11 protein-coding genes and 1 CRISPR repeat array (1 of these 12 running past the window's edge) are annotated in these 21,380 nt (G+C 61.6%); of the genes, 2 read left to right on the top strand and 9 right to left on the bottom strand.

Annotated elements, in window-relative coordinates; translation table 11 throughout:
- Positions 1-120: 120 nt before the first annotated feature.
- Both HII33_RS04230 and HII33_RS04225 read right to left on the bottom strand, forming a co-directional pair.
- Positions 121-879 (bottom strand): ABC transporter permease, encoded by a 759-nt coding sequence (locus HII33_RS04230; RefSeq protein ID WP_179394536.1) that lies wholly within the window; start codon positions 877-879, stop codon positions 121-123.
- A complete protein-coding gene (locus HII33_RS04225) occupies positions 872-1,522 on the bottom strand; it encodes an ABC transporter ATP-binding protein (RefSeq protein ID WP_179394535.1) in 651 nt (216 codons plus the stop codon). Before HII33_RS04225 ends, HII33_RS04230 begins: the two co-directional genes overlap by 8 nt.
- A 134-nt stretch (positions 1,523-1,656) precedes the next feature.
- Between HII33_RS04225 and HII33_RS04220 the strand changes: the two genes are divergently transcribed.
- Positions 1,657-2,607 carry a zinc-binding dehydrogenase gene (locus HII33_RS04220; RefSeq protein ID WP_179394534.1) on the top strand — a complete coding sequence of 317 codons (951 nt, stop codon included), beginning with the start codon at positions 1,657-1,659 and terminating at the stop codon, positions 2,605-2,607.
- Positions 2,608-2,997: 390 nt separating this feature from the next.
- Here the strand turns inward: HII33_RS04220 and HII33_RS04215 are convergent, their stop codons facing one another.
- A complete protein-coding gene (locus tag HII33_RS04215) occupies positions 2,998-3,360 on the bottom strand; it encodes a hypothetical protein (RefSeq protein ID WP_179394533.1) in 363 nt (120 codons plus the stop codon).
- 489 nt (positions 3,361-3,849) lie between these two features.
- Positions 3,850-4,164, bottom strand: a complete 315-nt coding sequence (locus HII33_RS04210; RefSeq protein WP_179394532.1) for an ArsR/SmtB family transcription factor — start codon at positions 4,162-4,164, stop codon at positions 3,850-3,852.
- A gap of 187 nt (positions 4,165-4,351) precedes the next feature.
- On the opposite strand from HII33_RS04210, the gene HII33_RS04205 reads away from it, so the two are divergent.
- Positions 4,352-5,383 (top strand): NADP-dependent oxidoreductase, encoded by a 1,032-nt coding sequence (locus tag HII33_RS04205; protein ID WP_179394531.1) that lies wholly within the window; start codon positions 4,352-4,354, stop codon positions 5,381-5,383.
- A gap of 203 nt (positions 5,384-5,586) precedes the next feature.
- Here the strand turns inward: HII33_RS04205 and HII33_RS04200 are convergent, their stop codons facing one another.
- The 5 genes from HII33_RS04200 to HII33_RS04180 all read right to left on the bottom strand — a co-directional run bounded on the left by HII33_RS04200 (position 5,587) and on the right by HII33_RS04180 (position 20,025).
- Positions 5,587-6,267: a type 1 glutamine amidotransferase domain-containing protein gene (locus HII33_RS04200; protein ID WP_179394530.1), complete on the bottom strand. Its 681-nt coding sequence runs from the start codon at positions 6,265-6,267 to the stop codon at positions 5,587-5,589.
- 585 nt (positions 6,268-6,852) lie between these two features.
- A complete protein-coding gene (locus HII33_RS04195) occupies positions 6,853-7,401 on the bottom strand; it encodes an AP2 domain-containing protein (RefSeq protein ID WP_179394529.1) in 549 nt (182 codons plus the stop codon).
- A 150-nt stretch (positions 7,402-7,551) separates the two neighbouring features.
- The gene (locus HII33_RS04190; RefSeq protein WP_179394528.1) at positions 7,552-11,061 is read right to left on the bottom strand and encodes a KxYKxGKxW signal peptide domain-containing protein; all 3,510 of its coding nucleotides are present in this window, start codon (positions 11,059-11,061) and stop codon (positions 7,552-7,554) included.
- 360 nt (positions 11,062-11,421) lie between these two features.
- On the bottom strand, positions 11,422-13,296 hold the full coding sequence (locus HII33_RS04185; RefSeq protein WP_179394527.1) for a helix-turn-helix transcriptional regulator: 1,875 nt from the start codon (positions 13,294-13,296) through the stop codon (positions 11,422-11,424).
- A gap of 270 nt (positions 13,297-13,566) precedes the next feature.
- On the bottom strand, positions 13,567-20,025 hold the full coding sequence (locus HII33_RS04180) for a mucin-binding protein (protein ID WP_179394526.1): 6,459 nt from the start codon (positions 20,023-20,025) through the stop codon (positions 13,567-13,569).
- Between the two features lie 702 nt (positions 20,026-20,727).
- Positions 20,728-21,380: direct repeats of the CRISPR family, unit length 28 nt; unit sequence GGATCATCCCCGCATCCGCGGGGAATAC; it runs 412 nt beyond the window's last position.

Below are 21,380 nucleotides of genomic sequence, written 5' to 3'. Positions count from 1 at the left end.
TAGATTGCAAGTGAAAACTAAAACAATGTCACGCCGGTAAGCGCGTTCGATTCCGAGGATCCGCCACCGCGAATTGTGACCTTTTTTCACATAAAAAACCGGCGGCACCCGCCGTCGGTCTCACTTCAACTGCATGTCATCGTTATAGTAGCCCGGATACGCCAGGTAGCAGGCGATCACGCTGCCGATGCTCGTCGCTGCCATCAGCATGAAGGTGACCATGATCTGGTACATGATCGCCTTGGTCGGATCGACCCCCGCGAAGATCAAGCCGGACATCATCCCCGGCAGGCTGACGATCCCCACCGTCTTGGCTGAGTCGATCGTCGGCGCCATCCCCGTGCGGATCGCCGCCTGCACAATGTGGCGCGACGCCTGCTTGAGGTCGGCCCCCAAGGCCAGCCGTTCCATCACCCCCTGGCGCTGATCGTGGAAACTTGCGTTCATGCTGCGGTAGGCCAGGCCGATGGCGACCATCGCGTTGGAGCTGATCATTCCGGAGATCGGCACGATCTGGCTCGGCGTGAAGCGGACCGCTCTGGCGACCACCAGCAGGGTGATCGTCGTCACCGTCGCCGTGCCGATCGCCAGCAGGCTGATCGCAAACGCGTGCGGGATCCCGTTGGCCCGTTTGCGCGCGTTCAACGCGGCATTGAACAAGATGATCGCCACCATCAGCGCCGTCAGCCACAGTCGGTCGACGCGGATTATATACGTCAAGACGTAGCCGACCACCGTCAGCTGCACCACGGCGCGCAAGACCCCGACCACCAGATCGCGCTCGAGCCCGATCTTCTCGCGCAGGTTCACCCCCAGCGCGACCAGCACCAACACCACCGCAAACCCTAAGGCGGTGGGACTCACGATCAGATCAGTCATCTTGCCCCTCCAATCGACCGGCCCGTAGCGTCCACCGCGTCGTGGCCGCTGCGATCTCCGTCTCGTCATGCGTGACACTCAGCAGCGCCACACCGTCCGCGTGCCACTGATCGATCAACCGGCGCACTGTGGCCTTAGTGACCGCATCCAGCCCGGTCGTCACCTCGTCCAGCAACAGGACCTGCGGCGGAAACAGTAGGTTGCGGATCAGCGCCACACGCTGCTTCTCCCCACCGGACAATTCAGTGATCGCCGTCTTCAGCATCGACTCAGGCAGGTCCACCGCCGCCAGCGCGGCTTCGGCCTTCACCGCATCGAAGGCCTGCCCGCGGATCGCGAAGGGAAAGCTCAGGTTATCCTGCACCGTCTCCCCGAACAAGGTCGGCTGCTGAAAACAGTACGAGACCTGTTGCCGGTACTGCGGGTGTGGCCAAGTCGTCTGCGGCTGGCCGCGATACAGGATCGTGCCGTGCGACGGCGTCAGCAGCGTCGCGAGCAGCCGCAGCAAGGTGCTTTTGCCCGCTCCAGACGGGCCGACAATGGTGATCGCCGCATGTTCCGGGACTGTCAGCGTCAAGTCACGCAGGATCGCCTTGCCGCCCGGGGCGTAATCGACATGGTCGAGGGTAAAAAGCGCCGTCATGTGCTCATCTCCTTGATTAGTTTCATTCTAGTTTAACGCATTCGATGTCAAAATTCTAGTTCAACCAACAGCTCTTGCCAAACCGCGCGGTGGCGCCTAGACTGAGACCAGACGAAGTGAAAGGAAGCGATCAGATGCAAGCGATCGTGTTACACACACCGGGGGACGCGCACGTCCTGCAACTGGAGACCGTCCCGACCCCCACGGTCCGGCCCGGGTGGTCTCTGCTACAAGTCAAGGGGTTTGGCATCAACCGCTCTGAGATCTTCACCCGCAACGGCTGGTCGCCGAGCGTCACGTTACCGCGGATCCTCGGAATCGAAGCGGTCGGCGTGATCGCAGATACCACCGACCCCGCGCGCCTGCCTGTCGGCCAGCGCGCGGTGACCCTGATGGGCGGTCTGGGTCGCGACTTCGACGGCGGCTACGCGGAATACGTGCTCGTGCCTAACGTTCAGCTGTACCCGGTCACCACCGACCTGAGCTGGCCCGAACTGGCTGCGGTGCCCGAGACCTACTTCACCGCTTATGGGTCGCTGCGCAACCTCCAGCTGACGACTGACGACACCCTGTTGATCCGCGGTGCGACCAGCGGCGTCGGGGTCGCCGCCGCCAAACTCGCCCAGGCGATGGGCGTCCACCAGCTGATCGGCAGCACCCGCAACTTAGCCAAGACCCCGCAGCTCCAGGCGGTTGGGTTCGACCGCGTCGTCGAGGAGCGTGACGGTGTGTTGCAGGTGCCGCCAGCCACGGCGGACAAGGTGCTCGAGCTCGTCGGCCCGCTGACAATGACCGACTCCCTGCGCGTCCTCAAGCCCGGCGGCATCGCCTGTGTCACCGGCGAGCTGGGCGGCGTGTGGTCCGCTGACTTCGACCCGATCACCGCACTCCCACCGGACGCTTACCTCACCGCGTTTTCATCCGGCAGCGTGACGGAGGCCAAGTTCCAGGCCATGCTGGACCTGATCACGGCCCACCGCCTCGACGTCACGCCAACGCGCGTTTTCACTCTGGCGGAGACTGCAGACGCCCAGGCGTTCCTTGACAGCCACGCCAGTTTCGGCAAGGTGGTCGTCTGCCCGTAAGTCGCACTCAAAAAACCTGAGCCAACGTCAGCGTTGACTCAGGTTTTTTTTTGAGTGCGACCTTCCTATAATTAACAAGGTCAATCTGACGCCCTGACGTCAACACTGACCGCCCGTTGCTTAGTCCAGCGGGTACAGCTTGTACGCCTTCTGGCCCGAAGCGAGCCACGGCTTGCTGCCAGGCTCGCATAGCGCCACCCCATCCGGGTCATCCCCCTGGGTGCTATTCGCATAGATGTATGGGCCGAAGTACCAGATCGTCTGACCGGGGCTGGATCGTCCGGATCATCGATTGCGTCAAGCGCGCATTCCGCCTGTGACCATCCGCTCGACAGTCGACGCCGGTCGCCCAGACGCCCAGACGCCCAGACGCCCCCGTTATACGTCCGGTTACTTCTTGGTGTACGTGACGCCCTTAGCCAGCGCAAAATCACCGCTGGCCGCATCGATAGTGAACGCCTTCTTATCGCTGGTCAACGTCGCTTTCATCGTCTCGATGCCGAGCTTGATCTCCAGCTGGTCGCCCTTGAGCGTATACGTGCCCTTGCGCGTCTTGTCGCCGTCCGCGTGCTCCGTGACTTCGCCGCCCTTGAACGTCAGCGTGTCGGTGTTTTTGATGAACAGGAACGAGACTTCGCCGCTGTACGCGCCATCGAGGTGCTTCGGCATCATCATGACGACGGCCCCGATCACCACGATCAGCGCGACGACGCCACCGATCAGCCAGTTCTTGTTCAGTTTACTTAGGTCCATTCTAACTTCCTCCTATGTGTGCCAGTACGACGCGCCAGCGCCGTCTTCGGGCCACTGCCCAGTGGCCCATAGTCTTCATCATATGGACAAACTGACGATGGCGCAATCACGCCGACCGTGATCGCGCCACTTTTAGGTGAGATCTTGCATTTATGTAATTTTCCGGGTTGATTTCGCGCCGCGAGTACGCAATCGTACACTCAAGTGGTGTCGATCCGTAATGGGACACAGACGACTAAGTAGGGGGGATTGATGGTGATGACAACTGTCGGTCAGTTTTTCCGCCGATTCAGAAACGACCGCGGCCTTTCACTCGAGAACGCAGTCGTGGGGGCAGGGTGTTCAACTGCCGCATTATGCGAGATCAGGTTTATCCCCCACGCAAGGCCAGCGCCGTCACCTTGATCTCACTAGCCGGACCCCCAGTGGGCTCGGCTTTTTTAAGCCCAAACCGCAACGCGCGCAGGTCGTCGCAGCAAAAAAGCCGACTCACGCGGGCTTACGCGCGATGTCGGCTTCAAGTGAGGCGGTCAGCGCCTTTAACAGCGCCAGGGTCTCATCCATGCTAGTGTGATAGTAACGCGCCGTGCCGACGTGATCGACCGCCAGTAGGCCGGCGTCGAGCATCAGCTTCAGGTGGTGTGACACCGCCGGGCGCGACAACGTCAGGCGCTCGGTGATCTGGTTGACCGTCATCCGGTCAGTCCGACACAGCATCACTAGGATCTGCTGGCGGTTCTCGTCTTGCAGCACACTGAAAACGGGGATCCCCGCCTTGAAGATCTCAAGGGTCTCTTCTGCCATGCGCTCACTCCTTTCTGGCGCCACGCGCCACGTTCCCCCAGTTTAACGTTTGAACTTATCAACCATTTAACGCTAAAAGCCGACCCGTGTCAAGAAATTGGTTGACATTTTTAAACAAACGAACTAAACTCAAACGAGCTATTCGTTCGCTAAATTAAACTAAAGAACCTAAACGGAGGATCGTTAAATGCCAAACCAGATGAAGGCCGCGGTCATCGAGGCTTACAAGCAACCAATGCCCACGCTCAAGCAAGTGCCCATCCCGCCCCTGCGCCCCAACGACGTGCTGGTCCGAGTCGTCGCGGCCAGTATCAACCCGATCGACATCAAGACCAAAGACGGCGGCTTGAGGCCGTTGCTCCCCTACAAGCTGCCGCTGATCATGGGCAGCGATTTTGCCGGCATCGTCACCGCGGTCGGCGCGCAAGTTCACGCCACCGATATTGGCGACGCCGTGTACGGCCGCTTACAAAAAGACCGGATCGGCACATTCGCCGAGTTTATCGCGGTCGACCAAGGTGACATCGCGCCGAAGCCGGCCAACCTAAGCTTTGAGGAAGCCGCGTCGATCCCCTTGGTCGGGCTGACCAGCTACCAAGCGCTGCACGACATCATGCACCTGCGACCGGGCCAAAAAGTGCTGATCCAAGGCGGCACCGGTGGCATCGGCAGCCTGGCGATCCAGATCGCCAAACACCTCGGCGCATCTGTCGCGACCACCACGACCACTGATCACTTCGCCTTGGCCCGTACGCTGGGCGCCGATGAACTGATCGACTATCGCACCACCGACTTTTCAACTGTGCTGCACGACTACGACGCGGTCCTCGACACGCGCGGGGGCAAGACGTTGATCGACGCCTTCAAGATCATCCGGCCAGGCGGTCATGTGGTCTCGATCGCCGGACGCCCCACTGCCCGCTTCGGGCGGGCGTACGGCGTGCCACTGTGGAAGCGCCTAGCCTTCGGGTTCGTCACCCGTGACGTGACCAAGCGTGCCCGCGCGACCCACGCACACTACACCTTCCTCTTCATGCAGCCCAGCGGCCCGCAGCTCGACCACCTGCGCGAGCTGATCGAAGCCGACGTGCTCAAGCCGGTGATCGACCGCATCGTGCCATTCGATCAGATCCAAGACGCGCTCGCATACGCGCAAGCCGGCCACGCGACCGGCAAGATCATCTTGAAGATGACCGATGCCGATGCGGTACAACCCTGACGCCCGCCGACAGCAGCTTGGTGACCGGTCGGGGGGCTGATGTGTTGCATACTGGCTAACAGCATCGCCTTTGTCCACCGCTGACGGCGAGACGGCGACCAGGCCCGCGCGCCTGGTTTTTGGGGTCGCCTCGCGCCGACAAAAAAGAGGCCGCATCACGCAGGCCTCTGTGTTCGGTCGATCGTGTCACCCTAATCCGCGTGTCACGCTTCGAGCGCGTTGACCACGAGCTTGGCGACTGCGCGGACGGAGAACGGGTTTTGCCCCGTCAGCAGACGGCCGTCTGCCACCGCGTACTCACTGTAGAAGCGCTTCTTCTTGAAGTGTGCCCCGTGGGCTGTGGCGACCGTCTGGTTCAAGAACGGCACGACCGCCTTCTTGCCGGCGATGATCTCCTCGGCAGTGGTGAAGCCGGTGACAGTGCGCCCGGCGATCAGGTACTGGCCGCTGGCATCCTTGAGGTTCAAGAGCCCGGCGATGCCGTGGCAGACGCTGCTGATGTAGCCGCCTTGGGCATAGATCGCCAAGGCGAGCTGCTGGAGGCCCGGATCATCGGGAAAGTCCCACATCACCCCGTGCCCACCGGTGTAGTAGATCGCCTGGTAATCCGCTGGGTCAACTTGGTCCGGCCGCAGGGTGTGGACCAGCGCCCGTTCCACGAAGTCCGGATCTTCGTACACCTGCATGATCGCCTCATCGGTGTATTTCATGCTCCGGGGGTCCAGCGGCACGAAACCGCCTTTAGGGCTGACGTAATCCACCGCGATGCCGGCGCGCTTCATCTCCGCGACGAACTCCGCCGCCTCGCCCAGCCACAAGCCGGTCGGCTCCTTAGTGCCTTGGTACCGTGTCACATTCGTCTCAACGATCAATACTTTGCGCATTGCACTCACCCTTTCGTCCTGGCGGTCGTGATCGTCCAGCCTCTCGCGAAGCGGTGCGGTCACGACCGGATCCGTGTATCAGACAGATAATCGTCGTGTTTCGTCCCTTCACGCCGGTGATCGCCCGGTCCCGCAGCCCGGCAGCCCTTGAGGCGGGCGCGCCCACCGGCGTGAAAGGTGAACGGCCTCAGTCAGTGCGCCGTCGCGCACACCACGACACGTGTGGGCCGTCATCGGCTGGCCCAAGTGGCGCCCGGCGTCTTCATTCATCCGTTCTTTCTTTCGAACCATTAAACCATTAAGGGAGTGCCGTGTCAACCCTAGAGCGCCCCGCTCGCCGCCCCAATGGTCCTAACCGCATCACGCCCAAAACGGCACCCGCCCGTTCACGTGGCGTCAGCCAACGCGACCAGGTGCGTGCCGTTATGCGGCGCAATAATGCAGACGACCACTGCCACAAGTCACGGGTTGCCTCATGCAAGCGCGTGTCGCCGAAGCGCCTCATCATCGCGCTGGCGGTGTCGAGTTGCGACTCATAAAGTCGACCAAACTCGCGCGACTTGGTCTTACCAGCCGGGGTGCCGCCTACAACACCGCGCCATGCCTAGCGTCATCCCCCGAGCGACGCGCTAGATTCACACATTCGAGCGACTGGTGCTTTTGTCCTGCCAGTCGCCTCGCGCTCAGTGCTTGCTGTCGCAGGGCGATCGCCTGCTCACGCGTTTTGGTCGTCTTGTTCAAGACGTATTCCCCGTGAAACCGTAAGCGGGCGACCCAGCGTTCTTTTTGGTGATCATACGACACGCCGATGGTGCCCGATCGGTTACGCTTCGAGCGGATCAGCGAGCTGTAATAGACTCCCGCCTCATTCTTGAACGCCGAGCCGTCGTGGTCCGCATACGGCAGTAGCGCCTGGGCGGCCATTTTGCGCGACGTTTCGACCCGCAGGCACCCGCAGCTGGCCACCAGCCCGTGGCGCAGGTGGTACCCTTCCACAACCTTGTGCTTCCCGCAGTCACACAGGCACTCCCAGCGGGCGTTGCGGTTGGCCGAGCGTTGCTTGGCCCGCCCCAGCACCGTCAGCCGGCCGAACCGCTGGCCAGTCAAGTCGATCAGTTGTTTGCGATTGTTCATTCTCTTCGGTCCTTTCACCCCCCGCCGCTTCATGCGGCTGGGCTTCAGTGGACCTCGCCAACAAGGTCCACAATAAAGGGGGACGGCTGCACCCAGCCGTTCCCCCCCAAAAAAGTTCAGTCATCAGCAGCCGTCAGCGCGTGATCGCGCTCACTTCGCTTCGTCATGCTTGCGCCGGGTCGCCCCGGCCAGGCCCATCAGCGCCATCACGCCCAGCCCACTCAGGGCCAGCGCAGCGTTCATGGCGTCACCGGTCTGCGGCAAGTGCGCAGTGGCCGCACTGGCTTGCGTCGTCGCGCCCGCCTGAGGCGTGCTGGTCTCACCTTCGCTGACCGTCACCGCGAGCTTCGGCTGCGTCGGTGTCTGCGTGCTGGTCGTCTGGTCGCCACCTAAGCGACTCGGCTGCCCCGGCGTCTTGGTCTCACCGCGATCGGTCGTTGGTGTCCGGTGGTCGTAATAGTCCGTCGCCGTCACGCTCAGGCCCGCTGGGATCATCGTCTGAACGACGACGCCACCAGCCACTTCGCCTGGCGTCAGGTTGTTGTAGTAATCCGCCGCCGTCACGCTCACCCCTGCCGGGATCTGCGTCTTCACTTGCACGCCGCCGGCCACTTCACCCGGTGTCAGGTTGTTATAGTAATCCGCTGCCGTGACGCTTACGCCTGCTGGGATCTGCATCTTGGTGATCAGGCCATCGCTCAGTTGACCGACCGGTGTCGCAGGCAAGTAGTCGTAGTAATCCTCAGGCGTCACACTCAAGGCGTCTGGGCTCTGCGTCTTCACTTGCACCCCGCCGGCCACTTCGCCCGGCGTCAGGTTGTTATAGTAATCTGCCGCCGTCACGCTCAGGCCCTCTGGGATCATCGTCTGCTTGATCGGGCCATCGCTGACTTCACCGGTCACAAACTGGGTCTTCGTGTAGGTCACGGTCACGACCGTATCCTGCGGCGTGCCGATCCCCGTCCCCGGGTAATCTGCGGCGATCAGCGACTGATCCGGCGTGTAGCCGGCGATCGTCGGCGCGGCTTCCGGACTGTAGACGCCTTGGGCGGTATAGACCGTCTCACCTTCCCCATTCGTGCTCGTGCGGTAGGTCACCGTCTGCGTAATCGGGTCTGCCAGCGAATTACCGGCTTCATCGACAAATACGATCGTGCGGGTGCTGGTCGTCGTCCCGTGGGTCACCGTCTCCGGGTCCTTGGTGTAGACGAAGGTGTGCGTCCCTTTTTGGAGCACGAAATTGCGCCACCAGTTGAAGCTCAGGATCAACTTCGCCTCTGGGCTAACGAAGTGGCCGATCGTATCGGCCGCCATATCGAATGACGGCTGCGTTGGATCGATCATGATCCCGTTATAGGCTAAGGCAATGCGGTCATTGAGATCGATCGCGCCGAACGCGATCGACTTGATGATCGCGCCAGTCCCATTCAGCCCGCGGTAGACGGTCAGGGTCTGCTGGCCGTAGTCGACCACGTAGGAGTTGGCCACGGCGCCCTGAACGTTAGCACCGTCGTTGAGCTGCGGCGTGTTGACCACCTCTTTTTGCAAGGTGTATCCGGTGACCGTCACAGCCCCCGGGATGACCCCGGCCTGCCACGTCGTCGTGGTCAGCGTCTGACTCGGTGCAATCGTCTGACCGGCCTCGTCGACATAGGTGAACGCCGCCCGGACTTTGTCCTCGCTGACCAGGTCCGTCGTTGGCGCCTCACCGACCGCCGTGTAGACGAAGGCATGCGTCCCCCCTACCGCGTTGAATTCCTGCCACCAGTCAATGGTGCGGTCGACTTTGACCGCCTCACTGCCGATGTTCGCGACCGTATCGGCCATAATGTCGAACGGCTGATCCGGATCGATCAAGATCCCGTTATAGGCAAAGCCGACCTTATCGTTGACTGTCATTTCGGAGAACGCGATCGCCTTGAGCAGCGTGCCCGTGCTGTTAGCGCCAGTGTAGGTAGTCAGCGTCTGCCGCGTGTAGTCAACGATGATCGAGCCGATGACACTGTCATCGAACCCCTCAAACTGGCCGTTGATCACCTCTTTTTCCAGCGTGCGACCGGCCACTTGCACCGCGCTTGGCACGATGTCGATGTGTGTCGCACTTGCAGTGAACGTCTTGGTCGGCGCCACTGTGTTGCCCGCCTCGTCCACATAAGTGAAGTCCGCCCGCACGCTCCCATCACTGGCCGGCGGGGTCGTCCCGTCGGCTGCCGGCTGATAGACATAGGTGAACTCGCCGCCGGCCGCGATGACCTGTCGCCACCAGTCGTAGACGAAGTCATTCTTGGCTTCGGGGCTGTCGAACTTGGCGATCTGATCTGCCGCCATGTCGAAGGGCTCACTCGGGTCAAAGTTAAGGCCGAAGTACGCGAGGCCGACCTTTTCCGCAGTCGTCAGCTCGCTGAACGTGAGGGTCCGATATAGCTCACCCTGGCCATCCTTGCCGGCGTATACCTTGAGCGTCTGCGTCGTGTAATCCATGACGAACGAGCCGATCTGACGCCCGGCGTCTTGCCATTCCGGCAGGTTGCTGACGACCTCCTGGCTGACCGTATAGCCAGCCACGGTAGGTGCGCTTGGGACCACGCCAGCGCCGGTCTTCGTGATTGTCATCGTCTGATCCGGCGCGATCTGCGCCCCTTGGCTGTCGGCCGCATGGAAGACTGCGGTCAGCGTCCCGTCCGCGGTCGGGGCCGCCTTCAGCTCCTCCTCGGTCATGTACACGTAGGAGTGGTCCCCACCGAGCTTAACGAACTGATCCCACCAATCCTTGACGAGAATATGCTTGGCGGTTTCGCTGACGAATTGCCCGATCTTGTCCGCCTCAATGTCAAAGGCCGTTCTTGGGTCGAAGTTGAATCCGTTGTACGCCAGGGCGACCTTATCCTTGTCGGACAGTGACGAGACCTGCAGGGATTTGACCACGCTACCAGTCCCGTTCGCCCCGGTATACGTGGTCAGCGTCTGCTGAGCGTAGTCGATGACGATGGAGTTGACCGACTGATCATGATCCACGGCCCCCGGCGAATTCACGACCTCCTTGGCCAACGTGTAACCCTCAACGGTTGGCGCACTTGGCACCACCCCACCATTGGTCTTGGTGATCGTCTGCGTCTGATCAGGGGCGATCTGCTCGCCTTTGGTGTTGACGTTATGGTACGTCGCAGTCGTCACGTCCTCATCGGTGGCCTGTCCGGTAGTCGCTGTGCTGCCGTTGGTCTGCGCCGTCGCCTGGTTGGTCGCGGCGGCTTGCGTCGGTGTCGACGTCTTGCGCGTTGCAGCCGGCGTCTGCGTCGTCGGCGCACTGGCAGTCGTGGTCGCACTGGTCGAGGCGGCCTCAGCGGTCCCTGCGCCCTGAGTGGCGGTGTCAGTCGCCGGCTGGTCTTCAGCGGCCTTGGCCGCCTGATCGGCCTTCGTCGGTGCCGCCGTTTGTGACGAGCGCAAGATCGCGGCGTGACTCTTGGCGATCATATCAGCGGTGCTCGTATCGGCATCGGTCGTTGTGGTCGCGGCTTGGACCGGGGTCCCGGTCACCGCGTACGTGCCGATCGCCGTCGCCAAGATGCCGGCGGTGACCCACAGTTTGCCAGATTTATACAGCTTGAAGTGCGCCTTCACCTCGCGAGGCGCGACGCGTTGGTCAAGTTTACTTGCTTTCATAGTGTCCTCCAGGTCATACACTCCGGATAAAGCTCCCCCAAAACTCCTGCGTCGCTCCTCGCGCCGCGGCGGCTGAGCGTGCCCGTCTGGGGCCACGCCGGCCGCTGGATCTGATCACGCAAGCAATTGCCTGCCTGCGACACCCGCCTCCTTTGCTAGTCGCCAATTCCAGTTTTTCAATAAAAAATTTGTAATCAGTGATTAACTAATATCTTAAACGCAGAAACGCTCGGCGGCGCTCAAACGGTCAAAAAGACCCAATTTTGGCAGTTTTATGTCAGCGTGCGCAAAAAAACGGCGATCAAGTCGCCGTCTTGCGCGATTCAGTCACATGGTCGAGAAGCCAAGTCTTGGTGCTGCTCACGGGCGCAACAGGGCGGTCCACGTGTTGCGGTTCGCGTCTAAGAGGCGCATGGCCCAGTTGCCTTCATCCGGCGTGATCTGCTGGATCTGCGCGCACAACGCCGTCCACTGCGGGGCGGCGGCCGCACGTCCTTGCGTCAAGACCTGCTCGATGTACGCCGCGTAGTGCTGCATGATCCCCCACAAAATGGTGTTCGCCCCGTATCGGACCGGAGCCCCGATCTGCCGAATCACCCGCGTCACAGCGCGCACCGCGCCGGCGTCCATCGACCGATACCCGACGGTCAACAACCCGGTCCAATACGCCGGCCAGATCGCCATTGGGGTCTGCCCGAGCATCGACTGTGGTTTTTTGACTGCGTTGACTAACCGCCGCATGGTCAACTGCGCAGACGCCAGGTCCGCGTGATCCCCTGCGTCCGCTAAGGTGTAGTAATCCCGGGTGTCCCATTCCTCGTACCCCGCCAGCAGCGTCAGCAGCTGCCTGGCGTACGGTCCGGCGGCGTCGTAGTGGCCAAGGGTCTCCTCACTGCTCATCATCACGACCAGCCACCCGGTCAAGAACAGCGGATTGTCGACCGCCACCGCCTGCTCATGCAGCGCCTTACTTTTAGCGGCAAAGTCGGGCGGCAGCTCGCCTTTTTGGGCGTACACCGGCAGCGCCTGCGCCAGTGAGGCCACGAGCGTCGACCAAAACGGGAGATCACGCGTCGTCACCAGCTCATCGAAGGCCACGTGAATGCAATCCAGCGCCCGGCAGAGCTGCGCCAACCGTAGCGACCCGCTGCCGTCCTGAAAGTGCCGGTAGACGTCGCGCGAGAACCCAGCGAGCCGACACAGCGACTTGATGCTGACGCCCTGCGCCCGCCGCAGCTGATCGAACCGCGCCCCGATGCCCGCCGCCGGGGTGTACGGCAGCGGTAACGGCGTTGCGCGGTGGCGCGGCCGGTGGTCATGATGATAGTCCCCTGCAGCCAACAGCGCCTGGCGCAGCGCCTCGAATTGATCCATCAGCTGGAGCGGCTGCGTCGCCGTCAAAGCCGCCATCGCGGCCAGCGTCGGCTGAAACACCGCCTCGATCGCTGTGGGCGTGACCTCAGGGGCCTCGAAGACGGTGATCAGTCGCTGACACAGCGCACTGGTCGCCTGGTGATCGTAGTCCGGATCCCACTTCATGCGCCGGATCGCCTGATCCCACGCCAAGGCCTGGCAGACGTTCTCACAGATGTGTGTCCGTGCCGCCGCCTGCACGTAGCCTGCCTGTAGCGGCACCGCCCAGGCCAAAAAGTAGTCGCTCGGTGCCCATGTCACCTTGTTCGGCGCGTCTGGAAAGCACATGTAGCGATCCATGCAGTGCGAGACCACCGACCAGTTGAGGTGTGGCTCGACGACCAAGAAACACTGGATCTCAAAGTTCGACCAGTGATCGCGCGTCTGCAAGGCGGTGATCACCGCCTTGGCCAGCGCCTGTTGGCGAGTCGGATCCGCGCTGAGCCGCAGGTCGAGGAGCTGGTCCAGCAGGCTAAAGTCGCTCTGCTCGGTCTGCTTCGCGTACGCCGCGATCCGCGCACGCATCGCGTCTGGCGCAGCCACCGCCCCCGGCGCTCGCAGCTGCGTCAGGAGCTCGTTTTGTGCGGTAGTGATCGGGAATAGCTCCCCCATCATCACCTCATGCAGGCGCTCGCTGGGGATCACGTGCAAAAACGCGAGCCACCGGCAAAATTCATCTACCGTAGGACTCGCCTCACCGCGCACGATCCGCTGATACGTGCGCGGGGAGAACCCGACATACGCGCAAAGGGCTTTGATCCGAATGTGATGTGTGGCCCGCACCGCTTCCAGGTACGCGCTGGTCGTCGCATACTGTGTCATTGAATACACTTCCTTATTCCATCATTAGCACTAATCATGCCCGCTGATCGGGGCAAAAACAAGTGGGCGGGAACTCGGACCAATAGCGTCCCAGGGCATTCGGATGCCGCCCGCTCGCGATTTACGACCATTTTCCCAGTTGGGGCGCTCGATAAAATAAATGATTATTTGCCACCACTTCAGTCACTTATACCCATCGTTAGCCGAGTGGACACAAAAACGCCCAGCGCAGACTGCACGTCTGTCGCTGAGCGCTAGCACTTGCCTCTATCAGGATCGATCTGCCTTCCGTCGCTTGCGGAACCCATCCAGCCCCAGCAGGAGGCCAAGGACGGTCAACCCACTCAGCGTCAGCGCCAGATTGTGCGCTTCCCCTGTTTGCGGGAGCTGCCGCGCTTGCCGGTCACCCGTTGTGCGGGTCGCCGCGCCGTGGGCTGGTGTGCGGTGCGCATCATCATTCACCTGTGTCACGCTCACACCCTCTGGCACTTGCGTCTTCACTTGAACACCACCGTCGACTTCACCTGGGGTCAGGTTGTTGTAGTAGTCTTCTTGTGTCACGCTCACACCGGCTGGCACTTGCGTTTTCACTTGAACACCACCGTCGACTTCACCTGGGGTCAGGTTGTTGTAGTAGTCTTCTTGCGTCACGCTCACACCGTCTGGGATCTGCGTCTTCACTTGAACACCACCGTCGACTTCACCTGGGGTCAGGTTGTTATAGTAGTCTTCTTGTGTCACACTCACGCCCTCTGGCACTTGCGTCTTCACTTGAACACCACCATCAACTTCTCCTGGGGTCAGGTTGTTGTAGTAGTCTTCTTGTGTCACACTCACGCCGTCTGGCACTTGCGTTTTCACTTGAACACCACCATCAACTTCTCCTGGGGTCAGGTTGTTGTAGTAGTCTTCTTGTGTCACACTCACGCCGTCTGGCACTTGCGTCTTCACTTGAACACCACCGTCGACCCCACCTGGGGTCAGGTTGTTGTAGTAGTCTTCTTGCGCCACGCTCACGCCCTCTGGCACTTGCGTCTTCACTTGAACACCACCGTCGACCCCACCTGGGGTCAGGTTGTTGTAGTAGTCTTCTTGCGTCACGCTCACGCCCTCTGGCACTTGCGTTTTCACTTGAACACCACCGTCAACCCCACCTGGGGTCAGGTTGTTGTAGTAGTCTTCTTGTGTCACACTCACGCCCTCTGGCACCTGCGTCTTCACTTGAACATCACCATCGCCGACTTGACCAGTCGCATTTTTCTTGTAGGTGACCACTTCTTCTGAATCCGTCGGCCGCGTCACGCTCGGTGCGGGCACCAGCTCGGCCACCTGCTTGCGATCCGGCGTGTAGCCTGGGACCGATGGACTATCGACAGCACCATAGACGCCGTGTGCCGTCGCCACCGTTGCGCCGGTGACTTCATCGGTCGTCGTCACCCAAGTGATGGTCTGCTGCTTGGCTGCTGGCGCGAGCGTCTGATCCGGCCCGTCGATCTTGTAGGTGATCGTCCGGGTGGTCTCGAGCGTCGCATGGGTCAGCTGATGCGTTACCTTGATCTCGATGATCCCGGTGGCCTGCGACAAGGTGACCGTTCCGCCGGCCACTTGCCCCGACGCCAGAACGTATCCGGCAAGGTCCGAGAGGTCCGCCGTGTAAGTGAGCGTCTGATCGGTGACACCAGGTAGCGTCGTGAACTTGACGATGCGGCCGTCAGTCTGGTCGACATAGTTGAGCGTCACGCTGGCGCGGGCTGGCGTGTACGTCACCGTAGCCGCCGCATTCTGCGGGGTGCCGACCACTGCCGCCGGCCACTGCGCCGCCACTTGAGCTTCATCCGGCGTGTAGCCGGCGAGCGTCGGGCTGGCGACCGCCGCGTAGCCGCCTTGGGCCGTCGCCACGGTGGTCCCGGTCACCTCATCGGTCACCGTGTCCCAGCGAAGCGTCTGGACTTCGGCCGCTGGCGCCTTGGTCTGATCGCCCCCGGCGATCTTGTATGTGATCGTCCGGGTCGTCTCCGCCGTGCCGCGGGTCAACTGGTGGGTCAGGTGGATCGTCACACTGGTCGTTGATGGGCCTAGGATGACCGCACCCGTTTCGGCCTGGTTTTTGGCCAAAACGTACCCGTCGGCCAGATCGGTCAGGTCAGCGGTGTAACTGAGCGTCTGATCGGTGACCCCGGTGTGCGTCTCGAGCTTGAGCACCGCACCCGTGACATCATCGACGTAATCGATCGCCAAGGTCGCAGGCGCCGCCGTGTACGTCACCGTAGCCGCCGCATTCTGCGGGGTGCCGACCACCGCCGCTGGCCACTGCGCTGCTACTTGATCTTTATCTGGCGTGTAGCCGGCGAGCGTCGGGCTGGCGACCGCCGCGTAGCCGCCTTGGGCCGTCGCCACGGTGGTCCCGGTCACCTCATCGGTCACCGTGTCCCAGCGAAGTGTCTGGACTTCGGCCGCTGGCGCCTTGGTCTGATCGGACCCGGCGATCTTGTATGTGATCGTCCGCGTCGTCTCGGCCGTGCCGCGGGTCAGCTGGTGGGTCAGGTGGATCGTCACACTGGTCGTTGATGGGCCTAGGATGACCGCACCCGTTTCGGCCTGGTTTTTGGCCAAAACGTACCCGTCGGCCAGATCGGTCAGGTCAGCGGTGTAACTGAGCGTCTGATCGGTGACCCCGGTGTGCGTCTCGAGCTTGAGCACCGCACCCGTGACATCATCGACGTAATCGATCGCCAAGGTCGCAGGCGCCGCCGTGTACGTCACCGTAGCCGCCGCATTCTGCGGGGTGCCGACCACCGCCGCTGGCCACTGCGCCGCCACTTGATCTTTATCCGGCGTGTACCCGGCGAGCGTCGGGCTGTCAACCGCCGCGTAGCCGCCTTGGGCCGTCGCCACGGTGGTCCCGGTCACCTCATCGGTCACCGTGTCCCAACGAAGCGTCTGGACTTCGGTCGCTGGTGCCTTGGTCTGATCACCCCCGGCGATCTTGTATGTGATCGTCCGGGTCGTCTCGGCCGTGCCGCGGGTCAGCTGGTGGGTCAACCGCACCGTCAGGTCGTCGGTATTCCCGGTCGCGATCGTGTAGGTCAGCTCACCCGCTTGACCAGCCGCCAGCTCATACTGCGGCACCGCTTCGACAGTGTAGGTCCCCGTTTCGCCAAGCCGCCCCGCCACTTCATCAGTCTGGAGCGTCTCGCCAGTGAGGACATCGACATAGGTGACCGTCAGCACGTCGGTCAGTGGCGCCAGTTCATACTGAATGTACGCGCCATCGAAGTCGCCACGCATCACGAGGTCGCCCGCCGTCGCTGCGTCCGCTAAGATCTGGTTGGTCCCACCAGCGACCAACTTCAACGGCTCACCGCTCAGCTGGTAGCCGGCCGGGATCAGCGTCTGGTCTACCGCTGACAGCGCATCCTGCGTCGTCGGATAGTCGGCAAAAACCGGATCGACCTGTTCCGCTAGCGTCCGACTCAGGTCTGTCAAGTCGACGTACTGGTCAGCGCCCGCCGCATCAACGTAGTGGAAGCGCGCGTTGAGCGTTGAGTGCCCAGTGATCGCGATCGACGCCGCGCGGTCATCCGTGCTCACGACCAACGACGGGGCGAAAAAGCCTGTCTGCAAGTAGCCGATCGTGCCCACCAGAGAGGCTTCTGGCACGCTGGTCTGGCCTTGGATCGCCAGCCGGCCGGTGGTCGTGTTCGCCGCCAGTCCGTCCACTTGGATATACAGCGAGCGGATCGCTGTCCAGTCGGTCACCTGATCAGCCGTCACGTAGCCAGTGGTGTCGAAGCTAGTCTGATCCTTCGCCAGCACGGCTTGCGTCGTCGCGTAGTAGACCGTGCCGGTGATCCCGGCCGGAAGTGACACTGGACCGGTCATCTGGAAGGTGAACGTTGAGCCGTTTTGACCCGTCTCCGGCAGGTTGACCACCGTGGCCACGGTCCCACTGATCACCTCGCCCGTGTTGTTCGTCAGCGAGGTATAGAACGTCAGTGGGTTGGTGCTCGCCTTATCGCTTTGTGCGTTCGTCACCGGGTTCGGCTCATCTGCTTGCGCTGAGGAAGCCCCATAGACCCCTGGCACCGTAGTGATCGCCCAGTCAGCGGTCCCCAGCAGGATCGCATTGGCGTCTCCGCCTGTCAGTGACAGATCGGTCACGTTCGGCTGCGACACGCTTGTACCGTAGCTCGCTGCAACGATCTGCGTGACTGGCGACGTCATGTACAGCGCAAACTGTGACGTGCCCGCGAGTGCATCTGCAAGGTTTTCTAGTGAAATACTTGCCCCAGCGCCAGTCGTGCGCGTGTTGATCGATTCGCCGGTGCCCGTGTAGTCCACCTTGACCACCGTGCGTCCGTCATCCGCCTGGAACTGAGTGATCGTTGGGTGGCCGGCGACTCGCGGCTGTCCATCGTGCTCAGAGCTGAGCGTCGCTTGGATCGAGGTGATCCCCGTGTCCTTCGGCAGAACGAAGTAGAGGATCGGCTCGAACACCTCTTCCGTCGTCAGCGTGTAGTTCCCGGAGCCCATCATCGTCACATAGCCGCCGGCTGCGCCAGCAGACTTATCCCCGTGATAGACATAAGCGGTCGCCCGAGCGCTTGCCGCCGTGACCGTCTGGGTGTGTGAAAAAGCGTGCAGCTGGTCGTCGATTCCGGCCAGCGTGACCGTTGTGGTCAGCTGGTCGTCTAACTCGACCGCCGTCCCGTCATCGTAAGCAGCGCTGAGGTGCCCGTAGAGGGTAAACTTGCCACTGGCCGCCCCGGCGTCCACGAGATCCGGCGTCAGGACCGCCTGACGGATCGCCGCCGTGCCAGTGCGCGTGATCACGCCGCCAGCCGCCACGGTCCCGGTCTCTGTCGTCCCATCCGCCAGTGTCAGCGTGTACTGATAGCTCATCGTCTGCGGCAGGTATGCACTCGTCGAAGCGTCCGCGGCGGGCACAGCGAGCCGGTCGGCATTGTAGCCATCCGGGACCGTGATCGTGATCGTCAGCGCCGACGTTGCCGCAGCAGCGTTGTAGTTGACCGTGAAGGTCTCCAACGCTTCGGGATCGTTGGTCAAGTCGCCGTCCAGCAATAGTTGGCTCGATGCGGCCGAGCTGTTTCCCTTGAGCGCGACCTCCACATTCACGGCGCCCGCATCGCCGGTCGGCAACAGGTTATCAGTCCATGCCGCACCGGTGGTGAACGTCAGCGTGTCAGTCGGGTCATCGCTGATCTGTTGGACCATCGTTGCGACGCCACTGGCAGTCAGCGGCGTCGCGGTGTCAGCCTGTGCCACGGCATAAGCCCCGGCGATCAAGTATCCGCGCTTGTTGTCAAAGTTTTGACCCCCAGCGCCTTTGGGGACCGTGATCACCAGATCATGCCCCGCGCCGCCGTCTTGTACGATCGTCGTGCCGTCAGTGAAGCCATTCAGCTTATCCGTCAGGGCCTGATCCAACACGAACCCCGTTGGGACCGGGATCGTCACCGTCGTGCCGTAGTTGACCGCCGAGTTGACTAACAGCGCAGAATTCGCCTCATTGCCCACCCCGGTCGTCTCGTTGACGTCAAACTCATAGACATATGTCGTGTCTGGCAGGATCCCGGCCACAGTGGCCACCGACGGGTTCACCCGAGTAGGCGTCGCCAAGTCAGCCTGTGGGGCCACGACCTGAGTGATCTGATAGGTCCCGATCTGCTCACCGTTGAGTGCGTATGTGCCACTGAGCGTCGTCGTCCCGACCTCATCGAGCGGCGTGACCTGTGCCCGTCCGTTGCCCTTCATCGGGACCGTGATCGTCTGCTGGTAGCTCCCGCCGGCGGTGAACACATTCGTGACTGTGAGTGACCCATCCGCATTCGGGCTGACCGTGGTGGTCCCCTGCTGCGGCGCGAGCTTCGTGACCGCGACGTCTTCCGTTTCACCCAAAACAGCCGTGCTGGCCGGGACTGTGATGCTGAAGGAATCTCCCGCTGTCGCCTGCATCGCATAGGTGATCTCTAAGCTGTTGGCCCCACTGTTATACCCGATCGTGTCCGTGGACGTCGTCACCGACGCCCGCGCTGTGCTCGGCGCGGGAGCTGGCGCAGGCGTCGCTTGTGCCGTGGCGGCCGGGGTCTGGCCCGTCACGCTCGGCTGGGCGACCGTCTGCGCCTGCACTGCAGGTGTCTCGTCCGTGGTCGCCGACGTCGTGCCTGTCGCGACTGGCGCCGCAGTCGTCGTACCTTGATCCGCTTGAGTGGCCGCCTGAACGGTCAGCGTTCCCGCCGCAACGTTCGCTGCCGATAGTTGCACCGTCGGATTGGCTGCCTGCAGCGCCGCCAGCCCCTGCGTGCTGAGCGTCACCGGATATGTCCCCGGCTGATCGATCTGGACTTGGCTATAATCGAAATCTGCCGCCGTCCAGTCTGGGGCAGTCAGATCCTGCAGCGTCACCGGCATCACCAACTGATCGAGTGCCGTTGCGCTCGTGATGGTCTGCGCCGCGACAGTCGCTGCCGTACCGGTGCGCATCGCCGTGGCCTGCGCCACGGCGGGCGTGCTCGTCGCCGCGGCGCTGACCGTCATCTCATCGGTGTCATCTGCCTGCACAACACTTTGCCGTTGCACCATCAGCATGCCCGCAAACAGCAGACTTGCACCAGCAACTGCCCAGGACTTGCCTGATTTATACATCCGGTAATGACGCTTTTCATCCATCAGATCTTGTGAAAGTTGACGATAAGGTTTATTTCGCATCGGGGGTTCCTCCTACCGACTTCAGTTTGAGCTAACGATTAAATTAAGCTCAGTGTATCATTAGGCGTTTCCTCAACTGAGTCAATATTTGTAAGAAACCTTTGCATTTTTTGTATTTACGAATGATTATATAAATTTTCGGGAAATTCACCGACTAAAATGCCGGTCCGACCCGCGTTACAAGCCCGACTACCCGTCCGCGCTTTTGCGTTCGCGCCTGCACGTGGTCAATGACACCAAAAAGGCGTGCCCACGGTCGGTCACTAGGTGATCGACTGCGGGCACGTGTCTTTGGTCGCGCCTATAGTGAGCGGCTGGCTGGGCGACAGGTTGGGGAGCATGGCGCTTGTCTAGTCAGTTAGCAATCGCGATGCAACGCTGAACATCAGGTATCTCATGGACCTGACGACCAGGCATTGATCACATTTCGTATTCAGTGATCAGTTGCTCCTGCCCAACGAACTGGCCTAGTATCCAAATATTATCCCGCTCGATCTAAAGACATAGACCACTGACCGGCAAAGCCTGCTTTCGCTGTGAGTTGATCCTGCTCCTGACGTTGATCTAGGTCAACACGTTCCGTAGCGTCTAGAGAGTTAATAGTTGCATCCTAGGGAAACGCCGACTTTAGCATATCGGCGATCATCCCCCGTATCCGCTGGAAAAACAGACACCGCAACTGAAATCTCCGCACCAAACGGAGGATCACCACCGCATCCGCGGGGAATACCTGTCGTCGAGCGTGATCGGCACCCCGTACTTTGGATCATCCCCGCATCCGCGGGGAATACTTCGGCCTCTTGGCTTGTGCCGCTTGCTCGTTTGGATCATCCCCGCATCCGCGGGGAATACACCGGAACCGCTGAAAAGCACGCCGATGGGCTGGGATCATCCCCGCATCCGCGGGGAATACGCAAGCCGTATATACACTAGTCGCACTAAACTGGGATCATCCCCGCATCCGCGGGGAATACGTCGGAGAGTTGAAAGTCTGAGCGACCTCTTCAGGATCATCCCCGCATCCGCGGGGAATACGTATTCAGCGTTTGAACAAGCAACATCGCAACGGGATCATCCCCGCATCCGCGGGGAATACTCAAGCGTGGTGGCGAGCAGGCCTCAGAATCAAGGATCATCCCCGCATCCGCGGGGAATACACTCTGCGTTGCCCTGGGGAGGGTTTTCGCGGGGGATCATCCCCGCATCCGCGGGGAATACACATCACCCGCTGACAGCGTCGAGTTGCTCGGGGGATCATCCCCGCATCCGCGGGGAATACTTGGCGAGGTCAACCATCCAGCGCCGCGGCGTAGGATCATCCCCGCATCCGCGGGGAATACGCGTCATGTCCCGGC

Source organism: Lacticaseibacillus absianus (assembly GCF_013407595.1).
Classification (GTDB): Bacteria; Bacillota; Bacilli; order Lactobacillales; family Lactobacillaceae; genus Lacticaseibacillus; species Lacticaseibacillus absianus.
This window is presented reverse-complemented; position numbering and strand designations above follow the sequence as displayed.

Bases quoted from the DNA above. Each gene is read 5' to 3' on its own strand.
- HII33_RS04230 (WP_179394536.1), bottom strand. From the start codon at position 879: ATGACTGATCTGATCGTGAGTCCCACCGCCTTAGGGTTTGCGGTGGTG.
- HII33_RS04225 (WP_179394535.1), bottom strand. From the start codon at position 1,522: ATGACGGCGCTTTTTACCCTCGACCATGTCGATTACGCCCCGGGCGGC.
- HII33_RS04220 (WP_179394534.1), top strand. From the start codon at position 1,657: ATGCAAGCGATCGTGTTACACACACCGGGGGACGCGCACGTCCTGCAA.
- HII33_RS04215 (WP_179394533.1), bottom strand. From the start codon at position 3,360: ATGGACCTAAGTAAACTGAACAAGAACTGGCTGATCGGTGGCGTCGTC.
- HII33_RS04210 (WP_179394532.1), bottom strand. From the start codon at position 4,164: ATGGCAGAAGAGACCCTTGAGATCTTCAAGGCGGGGATCCCCGTTTTC.
- HII33_RS04205 (WP_179394531.1), top strand. From the start codon at position 4,352: ATGCCAAACCAGATGAAGGCCGCGGTCATCGAGGCTTACAAGCAACCA.
- HII33_RS04200 (WP_179394530.1), bottom strand. From the start codon at position 6,267: ATGCGCAAAGTATTGATCGTTGAGACGAATGTGACACGGTACCAAGGC.
- HII33_RS04195 (WP_179394529.1), bottom strand. From the start codon at position 7,401: ATGAACAATCGCAAACAACTGATCGACTTGACTGGCCAGCGGTTCGGC.
- HII33_RS04190 (WP_179394528.1), bottom strand. From the start codon at position 11,061: ATGAAAGCAAGTAAACTTGACCAACGCGTCGCGCCTCGCGAGGTGAAG.
- HII33_RS04185 (WP_179394527.1), bottom strand. From the start codon at position 13,296: ATGACACAGTATGCGACGACCAGCGCGTACCTGGAAGCGGTGCGGGCC.
- HII33_RS04180 (WP_179394526.1), bottom strand. From the start codon at position 20,025: ATGCGAAATAAACCTTATCGTCAACTTTCACAAGATCTGATGGATGAA.